General features: G+C 38.5%; 6 protein-coding genes. 5 read left to right on the top strand and 1 reads right to left on the bottom strand.

Annotation, left to right across the window (positions count from 1 at the left end; genetic code table 11):
• Positions 1-254 precede the first annotated feature (254 nt).
• The 3 genes from PLJ10_09485 (at position 255) to cysE (ending at position 3,231) form a co-directional block, all read left to right on the top strand.
• Positions 255-1,301, top strand: coding sequence for a galactitol-1-phosphate 5-dehydrogenase (locus PLJ10_09485; GenBank protein HOK09881.1), 1,047 nt, complete (start codon positions 255-257; stop codon positions 1,299-1,301).
• A 1-nt stretch (position 1,302) separates the two neighbouring features.
• Positions 1,303-2,337: an alcohol dehydrogenase catalytic domain-containing protein gene (locus PLJ10_09480; GenBank protein ID HOK09880.1), complete on the top strand. Its 1,035-nt coding sequence runs from the start codon at positions 1,303-1,305 to the stop codon at positions 2,335-2,337.
• 96 nt (positions 2,338-2,433) lie between these two features.
• Entirely contained in the window at positions 2,434-3,231 is a 798-nt protein-coding gene (gene cysE, locus PLJ10_09475) for a serine O-acetyltransferase (protein ID HOK09879.1), read from the top strand.
• Positions 3,232-3,270: 39 nt separating this feature from the next.
• Here cysE and PLJ10_09470 read toward each other — a convergent pair whose 3' ends face one another.
• Complete coding sequence (locus tag PLJ10_09470; GenBank protein HOK09878.1) at positions 3,271-4,932, bottom strand: SagB family peptide dehydrogenase; 1,662 nt, start codon at positions 4,930-4,932, stop codon at positions 3,271-3,273.
• 102 nt (positions 4,933-5,034) lie between these two features.
• On the opposite strand from PLJ10_09470, the gene PLJ10_09465 reads away from it, so the two are divergent.
• Positions 5,035-6,435, top strand: coding sequence for a glycoside hydrolase family 30 beta sandwich domain-containing protein (locus PLJ10_09465; GenBank protein ID HOK09877.1), 1,401 nt, complete (start codon positions 5,035-5,037; stop codon positions 6,433-6,435).
• Positions 6,436-6,454: 19 nt separating this feature from the next.
• A complete protein-coding gene (locus tag PLJ10_09460; protein ID HOK09876.1) occupies positions 6,455-9,100 on the top strand; it encodes an ankyrin repeat domain-containing protein in 2,646 nt (881 codons plus the stop codon).
• Positions 9,101-9,391 lie beyond the last annotated feature (291 nt).

Genomic DNA, 9,391 nt, shown 5'->3' with positions numbered 1-9,391 from the left:
TTTAATTAATGTTTTGTTTCATAAAAACATGGATAATATATACGAATACCTCTACTGCCTCTTGTTCAAAGGTCTCAAGTATAAAAAGAACTCTTTTAACAGTGTCATTTTGTTAGTTAAGGGAGGTGAAAGGGGATTAATTGGAACTTTATAGTTGTTAAATAATAAACTATTACCTATGAATTAGTTCGTATATTTAGATGGCAATCGTTGTGATATATTGATATAGAGGTGATAGTGGAAATAAGGTTATTATGAAAGCATTACGTTTACATAAGGTGGGAGATTTGCGTTTGGAGGATGTCCCAACGCCATTTCCTCAAGCGACAGAGGTTCTGTTACGGATATCTGCATGTGGTGTGTGCGGGTCTGATATTCCACGTATTTTTGAACATGGGACATATAAATACCCGTTAGTGCCAGGACATGAATTATCAGGTGTTGTGGAAAATGTAGGTTTAGAAACAAGCAGGGATTGGATTGGGAAACATGTTGTGGTGTACCCTCTTATTCCTTGTCGTCAATGTTCTGCCTGTTACTCTGGTTATCCAACTCAATGCTCAAATTATGATTATATAGGTTCTCGCCGAGATGGTGGGTTTGCTGAGTATGTCACAGTTCCCGCAGATAATATTATTCCTGTGCCAGAAGGAATTCCTCTGGAGCTCTCCGCATTGACAGAGCCATGCGCTGTTGCTTTTCATGCGGTCCATAAGATGAAAGTAAGCCCAGGTGATTCAGTCCTTATAACAGGGTCTGGAACCATAGGCTTGCTTATTGCTATATGGTGTCGAAATGCAGGAGCACACGTTTTTATGACGGATATTGTGGTAGATAAATTACGGTTTGCACGTTCACTGGGGTTTCAGCATCTTTTGGATGCGACTCAGGCATCCGTTCATCAATGGATAAAACAGAAAACAAGTTATGGCATTGATATCGCCTTTGAAACTACTGGGCATCCATCAGGAATCGAGTCTGCAATTGAAAGCTGTCGTATCAATGGGCAGATTGTCCTCGTTGGAAATCCTGCGTTGAATGAAATGAAAATAAATTCGAAATGCTATAGCCTTATTTTAAGAAGAGAGTTATCCATTGTTGGTGTGTGGAATTCTTTAAGAAATGAATATCCTAAAAATGAATGGAATGTGGTGTTACAGGAATTTAAGAGAGAAGGAAATCCATTTTTAAAATTGGTTACGCATAGGGTACCTATTGAGGAATTAAAAGATACATTAATTTGCATGTATAATAAAGAAATTTTTCCAGTAAAAGTTATGATGATTAATGAGGAAGACTAAAATGTTAGCCTTAGTTTTAGAAGAGGTAGGAAAATTATCAGTAACATGGGTCCAGAAACCGCAGGTTGTCCCTGGCTCTGTTTTAGTCCGAGTCAAGGCATGTGCAATTTGTGGGTCAGATTTAAGAATAGTAAATCATGGGAACCCCCGTGTTCTACCACCGACAATTTTGGGGCATGAGTCATCAGGAGTCGTTGAAAAAGTTGGTGAAGGGGTATCAAAATTCAAGCCAGGTGACCGAGTTGCTTTAGGAGCAGATGTGCCATGTGGAAAGTGTTCGTATTGTGAGGCAGGGATTGGAAATGTTTGTCTAACGAACTATGCTGTGGGCTATCAGTTCCCAGGAAGTTTCGCAGAATATGTGTTATTAAATCCATTAGTTGTAGAGCATGGTCCTGTTCATCATATCCCGAACAATGTCTCATTTGATGAGTCTGCATTGGCAGAACCATTAGCGTGTTGTTTGAATGCATTGGAACTGTGTCAGGTTAACATTGGAGAAACCGTAGTTGTGATTGGAGCGGGTCCTATAGGTTGTATGTTAATGGAGGTGGCACGAAAAATGGGGGCAGGAAACGTAATAGGTGTAAATCGCACAAGGAAACGAGAAGAGATTGTTAAGCAGGTGGCTGATGTAGTTATTTATACGTCTGAGGAAGATTTGGTCTCTCGAATTTTTGAAGAAACGGACGGATTCGGTGCAGATGTGGTTTTAACTGCTTGTTCGTCTCCTGAAGCCCAGATAGACGCCTTAAAAATTGTTAGGAATCGGGGTCGTGTAAACTTTTTTGGAGGTTTGCCTCCAGGAACACCGCCTACTTCTATTGACACGAATATAATTCACTACAAAGAAATCTTACTTACAGGAGCACATGGCTCCGTCCCGAGGCATCATCGGCAGGCACTCGAACTGATATCCAAAGGGATTATAGAGGTGAAGAAATATATATCCTCTACATATCCGCTATCAGAAGCAGTGGAAGCCTTTAAGAAAGCACGTGAAAAAACAGAGATGCGTATAATTATTCATCCATAGTTTATAGAGTTTGACTTAGTTAGCATGCGATAATAAAAGCAATTTTAATGTGTCGTATCAATTCAATTTTTAATTGTAAGGATAAGGTTTATTCTTATGAAAAAGAAAGCAGACCCCATTTGGGCACGAATACGAGAAGAGGCACAGGAAGGTATTCAGAAAGAACCATTACTTGCGAGTTTTTTATCATCTACTATTTTGTCGCATAAAACACTGGAAGATGTGCTAAGTTTCCATTTAGCGGGGAAATTGGAAAGTATCACGTTGCCAGCAGTGAGTTTGCGTGAATTGTTTGATGAAGCTTTTGCAAATGAAGCAGAGATAGGAGAGGCAATCCGTGCGGATTTGATTGCTGTTCACGACCGTGACCCAGCATGCAGGTTGTTCTGCCAGCCTTTACTTTACTTTAAAGGCTTTCAGGCACTGCAATCATATCGGGTAGCCCATTATTACTGGAATCGGGAGAGGTTTCATCTTGCACTGTTTCTACAAAGTAGGATGTCCGAGGTGTTTGGGATTGATATACACCCCGCAGCAAGAATTGGAAAAGGGATATTAATTGACCATGGAACAGGTGTCGTCATTGGAGAAACAGCGGTGATTGGAAATAATGTGTCTTTATTACATGAAGTAACCTTAGGGGGAACGGGGAAAGTTCGTGGAGATAGACATCCCAAAATTGGTGATGGGGTATTAATCGCAGCAGGGGCAAAAATTTTAGGGAATGTCCATGTAGGTGAGGGGGCGAAGATTGCAGCAGGTGCTGTTGTTCTACGGGACATTCCACCTCATACGACCGTAGCAGGTGTCCCAGCGAAACCTATCGGTCCTACTGCTGAAGAAGCACCTGCCCTTGTGATGGACCAGTTCTTTTCAAATGGTGAAGGTTTGTAAACATCAAAGTCATGGTACTATTTTGATAGTCCCAATTCATTAAATATTTGTATTTTGATATGGTGGGCTGGTTTTTATGCGAGGGTCAGGTATAGCTTTGCCTATGGTGAAATAATAAAGAGGATTTAAGTTTTTCTGCATAGCGTCAGGCCGTTTTATTTTGTAAATTTCATCATCAAAAAAACATCCAATTCCAGTGCCACTCATTTGATTTAATTCCGCCTCGAGATAGAGTAATTGACCTATAAAACCAGCCTCCCAATGTAATGTGGTGTAAGAAAAACCATTTGTTTGTTCTAATTCTTTGATTACATCTGTGAACATGCTTATACATAAAACGCCATCGCGGGCTATCTCTTGCCCACAACAGAGGTGTTCGGAGATGTGTCGGCAATTACCTGTTATACACAGGTACAAAGGAAAATTGTCAAGTATGGGTGTGATGTTGTCCCCTTCTGAAATAAGGCAATGTTCGACAATATTAATATGGGAAGGTTGGGACACATAAGTGTAAATGCCAGATTCAAGATTTTCTACGTTGTGAATAAAAAATAGTAAAGAAATTCGGGGCACATTATTTATAATTGGTTTTAAAAAGTGTTGATTAGCGAAATGTAAGTCCTTTAGTAGTTGTAGAAAACCTTGATTAGGAAAGGTCGCATTACTATTGAAAGAGTGAGCACTTCTTCTTTTTCGGAATAGAGCCCAGCAGGTAGGTGAATCGGGCACGTCAGGACACGATGTAGAGTTATTGGGTTGATATGTATTATTGGAATTATTAGTATTGTTTTCACTCCAGGGATAATTCGTTGAGCAGTCGAACAGGGTGGACATTGTCTTATCTATTATTTCCCATTGAATTGTTTGAGGGCTTACTTTTGAGGGTATTCCGTGCCATTTGTCAAACACAAGATTTTGCAATTGATATTGTAGTTGTGGGGCGAGTAAAGCCTTTTCCTTTGGGTAAATAACTAAAATTATCTGTGGAAATTCTTTTTCGACATATTTATATTCAGTGCGGTTTAGCCCAAGTACGTTTGATAATTGGTATAAGTCCATCCCTTGAATACCTGCGACTCTCCACCCCAAAGCCATTGCGGAAAAGATTATTGCACCGATTGCATGACCAATGTCTAATAAGCAATATCTTAACGCCCGTTCTCCATATTTCCATACCTCACGCCATACGAGAGATGTCAGGGCAATATAGAAATATGAGCAGTTTGGGGCAACATCGTCAGTAGTTGTTTGTGAAGTATAGGCTCTTTTTTCAAGGATGTGTTCGAAAGGTTCGTAGTGGTAGAGAGTGGTATTTTTATGGTCGAGGTTTCCTTGAGGAATAATTAAGTATGTCTCTGTTGGGTGTAAGTTGCCACTGGATGGGTTGCAACGGACTGCCCATCTTGAGCCTCTATATTCCTTCCATGCGGATATCCCTAACGAATAAAGAAGTAAATGCGAGATAGAGTCTATTGTCATAGGAATAGAGGGGATGGTTTCAGATTGGTAGAATGCTTTGTAAAAAGAGGGTGAAGAGTCTTTAGTAGGTAGTGAGAGTCTTACGTGTTCAGAGCCCTCAAACGTTCGGAATGGTGTAGGTTCGTTATCCCAATCCAAATAGCCCAAAGACCGTGCATAACGATGGGGTCTGTGTTTCGTTTTTTCATGATAATCATATATAATTTGTAAATGGTTATCCATACTATTTATTAATTTTTATTTCCTATCATAATTATAATAGATGAAAGAGGCTATACTATAAAGAAAAAATTATTATTTATTTTACAAGAAAGGTAATGAGTTATGTTTCATTTTAGATGTTTCGTACCTGTTTTATGCTTAAGCGTTACCTCGCTTTTTAATACCGTACATTTATGTGCTGAGGAACAAGGTGTAGTGCGAATGTGGATAAGTTCTGAAGATGGTAAATATGCTTTGACGGAGCAGGTAGTTCGATTAGAAAAATATAAGAAGTCGAAAAATATCCTTATTGAGATAAATTCGGAGGAGAAATACCAGTCAATATTAGGTATGGGCGGTTCATTAGAGCATGCTACATGTTCAAATCTAATGAAATTATCCCCAGAAACAAGGGAAGAAGTTATAGAAAAACTTGTAGACCCTGATAAAGGGATAGGTATGAATCTAATGCGGTTATGTATAGGTACCTCAGATTTTGTCGGTGAGCCATATTATTCATACAACGACTGTCCTGACGGAGAGGTAGATATTGACTTAACACGGTTTTCAATAGAAAAAGACCGTAATTACGTTATTCCTATCGTAAAATTAGTCCAACAGAAAAACCCACAAGTCCTATTCTTTTCTTCTCCATGGAGTCCGCCTGGTTGGATGAAGGATACCAAGACGATGAATGGCGGGGTGTTGTTAAGGGAACATTATCCTGTTTATGCGAAGTATTTGCAAAAATATGTAGAGGCTTATGAAGGAGAAGGTATCCCGATTTATGCGATAACCGTTCAGAATGAGCCTCAAATGAATGATAAGGATTACCCCACATGTGTTTGGACTGCAGAGGAACAAAGAGATTTTATTCGTGATTTTTTAGGACCTTGCTTCGAGAAGTCAGGGATAACAACGAAAATATGGTGCTGGGACCATAATTGGAATAATTTGGATTTTCCTATGACTATTTTTAATGATACTGTTGCGTCAAAGTATGTGGATGGGACTGCTTTTCACCTTTATGAAGGTAGGGTTGAGGCACAAAGCACTCTACATGATGCATTCCCCGATAAACATATCTATTTTACAGAAGGTTCTACGTTTCTATCCAGAGGTGCTGTAAAAATAATTGAAATTTTCCGAAATTGGGCACGGTCTTATAACCTGTGGGTTATTTGCTTAGACTGGCAGAGGAAACCTAACCGCGGACCTCATCATGCCAGCCCAACGATGATAGTCTTAAAAGAAGATAACACTATTGAGTATCGGTTCGATTATTATATGTACGGGCAATTTATGAAATTTGTTAAACGGGATGCCGTGCGTATCTTTTCTACGCAGGGAGGGCGTTATTTTAATAATGTTGCATTTTTAAATCCTGATGGGACTATTGTTTTAGTCGTAGCAAACGCTGAAAGTAAGGAACAGAACGTTTCTGTCAGATGTAGTAATATGTTTTTTAATTCTGAGATTCCTGCAAAGTCGGTGGTGACTTATATATTGAAAAACAATTCGTAAAGGAATAAGGTGTCAAAATATGAAATGGATAAAAATAACGAAAATATACCTCTTTAATTTGGCTACTATCCTAAGTATTACGACCCTTGGATTATTAGGTGATTTTATTCTATTTTCAGAAATTGTGCGTGCTGAAGTGAATAAAGATGTTGAGGTAACTATTAAGGAATGTTTAAGTAAATGGGGATATGCCTCTATAGAAGAAATAGTGCAGTCAGGAGACATATACGCATTACTTTACTGCTCAGAAATTAAAGACAAACTTACATCAGAACAGAAAAACCAATTGTATTTAGCAACAGCAGAGCATGGGTACCCCTATATTTTAGATACATTTATTTCATGGGGCAGTGATGTGTTTTGTACTGATGAAATTGGTAACACATCATTGCATTTAGCATCGAAAGCGGATAGCGTGTATATGATAGAACATTTAATAGGATTAGGGCTTAATCCGAATATGCGGAATCATGAAAAGTATGCTCCTATCCATGTATGTGCCAAGTCGGGAACACCAGAGGTTGCACGAACCTTGATAATGAAAGGTGCCAAACCCAACCTTGAGATAGATGAAAACAAATATAGTAGCCCTGCAGTTATAGCGGGTGAAAATAAAAACTTTGGGGTTGTTCAGATATTTCGTGCGTATGATGAACATTATCCCTTTGAATACGCTGTTGGATTCGGGGATATAGAAATGGTTGAAGTTTATTTAAAAGAGCATCCAGAATGGTTGACGATACCTCCTACCCGATTTTCTACCCCAGCTGTTATCATTGCGGTAAGCAAAAATCAGAAAGACATGTTATTGCATCTTCTTAAACGTGGTGCAAGTTTAGAAGTATCCACAATAGAGGGGGATAAACCTTTATCTCTTGCTATTTCGAACAATAATAAAGAAATGGTTCGTTTACTTCTTGATTTAGGGATAAATATTAATGGGTTGGGTAGTGTAAAGAAGGATATGTTCCCTCTTGAATATGCAATTATGGAATCACCCGCAGAAATGGTTTCATATTTGTTGGATTTGGGAGCAGATGTTAATTCGATTAATGTCGTCCGTAATTCAGAAACACCTCTTCATTTGGCAGTCTATGAAAAGAAGATGGATGTGGTGAAATTACTTGTAGAGCGAGGTGCAAGCATCAACGTTCGGAATAGAGATGGCAAAACTCCACTTCTAATCTCCATAGAACAAGGGAATAAAGAAATTGCTGAATATTTAATCCAACAAGGTGCAGATTTAGAAATTGTAGATAAAAATAGATATACACCATTGTTAGTGGCAATAAACGCTGGGAATGAGGAGATGGCAAAATGGCTTGTCGATAAAGGGGCAAATATTCAGGTGCGAGATAAAGATGGACGAACAGCATTACATATTTCTGCTGTGCGGGGGTTGGTTCCTTTGATGGAATTTTTACTTTCAAAGGGGGTACAAAAAGACGACACAGACCGATATGGAAATACTGCACTTCATCTGGCAGTTGAGGCAAAAAAGATGGAATCTGTGGAATTCCTTGTCAATAATGGGACAAATATTAATGTGTCAAATTCCGTAGGTAAGACCGCTTTATTTGTAGCAGTAGAAGTTGATAGTTTGACTATAGCGAAATACCTTGTAGAACACGGTGCAGATGTGAATGTTTCTGACAGGGAAAAGAGGACATTAATCCATGTCGGTGCTTGTTCCGAAAATTCGGAAATGATTCGCTGGCTGGAAGGGCTCGGATTGGATGTGTTTGTACTCGATGGGAAAAACAATTCTGCATTACATTATGCGTGCCAATGTGGTGCTCAAGATACAACGCTTTGGCTGATAAGTAAGAAATTACCTTTAGATGAGTATAATAAAGATGGCTTTACTCCACTTCATCTGGCGTGCCAAAGGGGTCATGTTTTAATTGCCAAAACATTACTGGACGCGGGGGTGGATTATACAAAGATTTCAAAGACAGGACAATCGGCTATTCATATCTGTGCTGCACGAGGACATTGGGGACCTGCACAAATACTTATATTAAAAGGAGTCGATATGAATTTGCCTGATAATACAGGGAATACACCCCTTCACTATGCTGGCATGAACGGACAAGAACGATTTGCGTATCTGTTACTTGCAAAGAGAGCAGAAATTTGTGTGAAGAATAATATGGGGATGACACCTTTAGACCTTGTGAATAAACAGCTCAAAAAAACGACACCAGTAGCTGGGGCAACTATGTCTCAAATCCGTTTATATGAAGGCTTGCAACGAACTGTTCGACTCCTTTCAACAGTTATCTGCGAAGAATACCTTTTACGAATAGAGAAGGGAGATGTAGAAGGGTTGAAACAACTGGTAAGTTATTACCCTGAATTTGCGGAGGTTTACTATTTCGGAAAGGCTCCAATCCATAGAGCCATTCATAAGCATTCATTAGACATGTTAAATACACTTATTGAAGCAGGAGTACCCCTTGATGGAAAAGAATTTGGAGTTGAAGGTTTAACTCCACTTCATATTGCGGTGCAGGAAAGACAGATAAATCTCGTGGACAGACTATTGAAAGCAGGAGTCAGCGCGGAAGTCAAAGATTCTATGTCAAGAACACCAATAGAGCTTACTGAAAAATTGGGTTATTCAGAGATAGCGGAATATTTCAAAACACAAATACAAAAGTAAAAAAAGTATCGGACATCTTATAATCTAAAAAAGTTGTCTATTCTATACTCTTTAACATACTCAGTGACCTTTATTTATGTTTTTCATTTCTAATTAAATGATTGTCAAATTACTTCTCTAAAATATTTATCTCCCTCTTCTCTTTTTTCATTATTTGTATTCTCTTTTCTCCTGTTATAATTTATTTAGCATACTAATACAAAATTGAATTTATTTAAAGATTTCATGTATTTTAATAATTATTACTATTCATAGCATTCTATGTTAGTTCAAAAAAGAAAAAGAAATTAA

The sequence above is a fragment of the Candidatus Hydrogenedens sp. genome (genome assembly GCA_035361075.1).
GTDB lineage: Bacteria > Hydrogenedentota > Hydrogenedentia > Hydrogenedentales > Hydrogenedentaceae > Hydrogenedens.
This window is presented reverse-complemented; position numbering and strand designations above follow the sequence as displayed.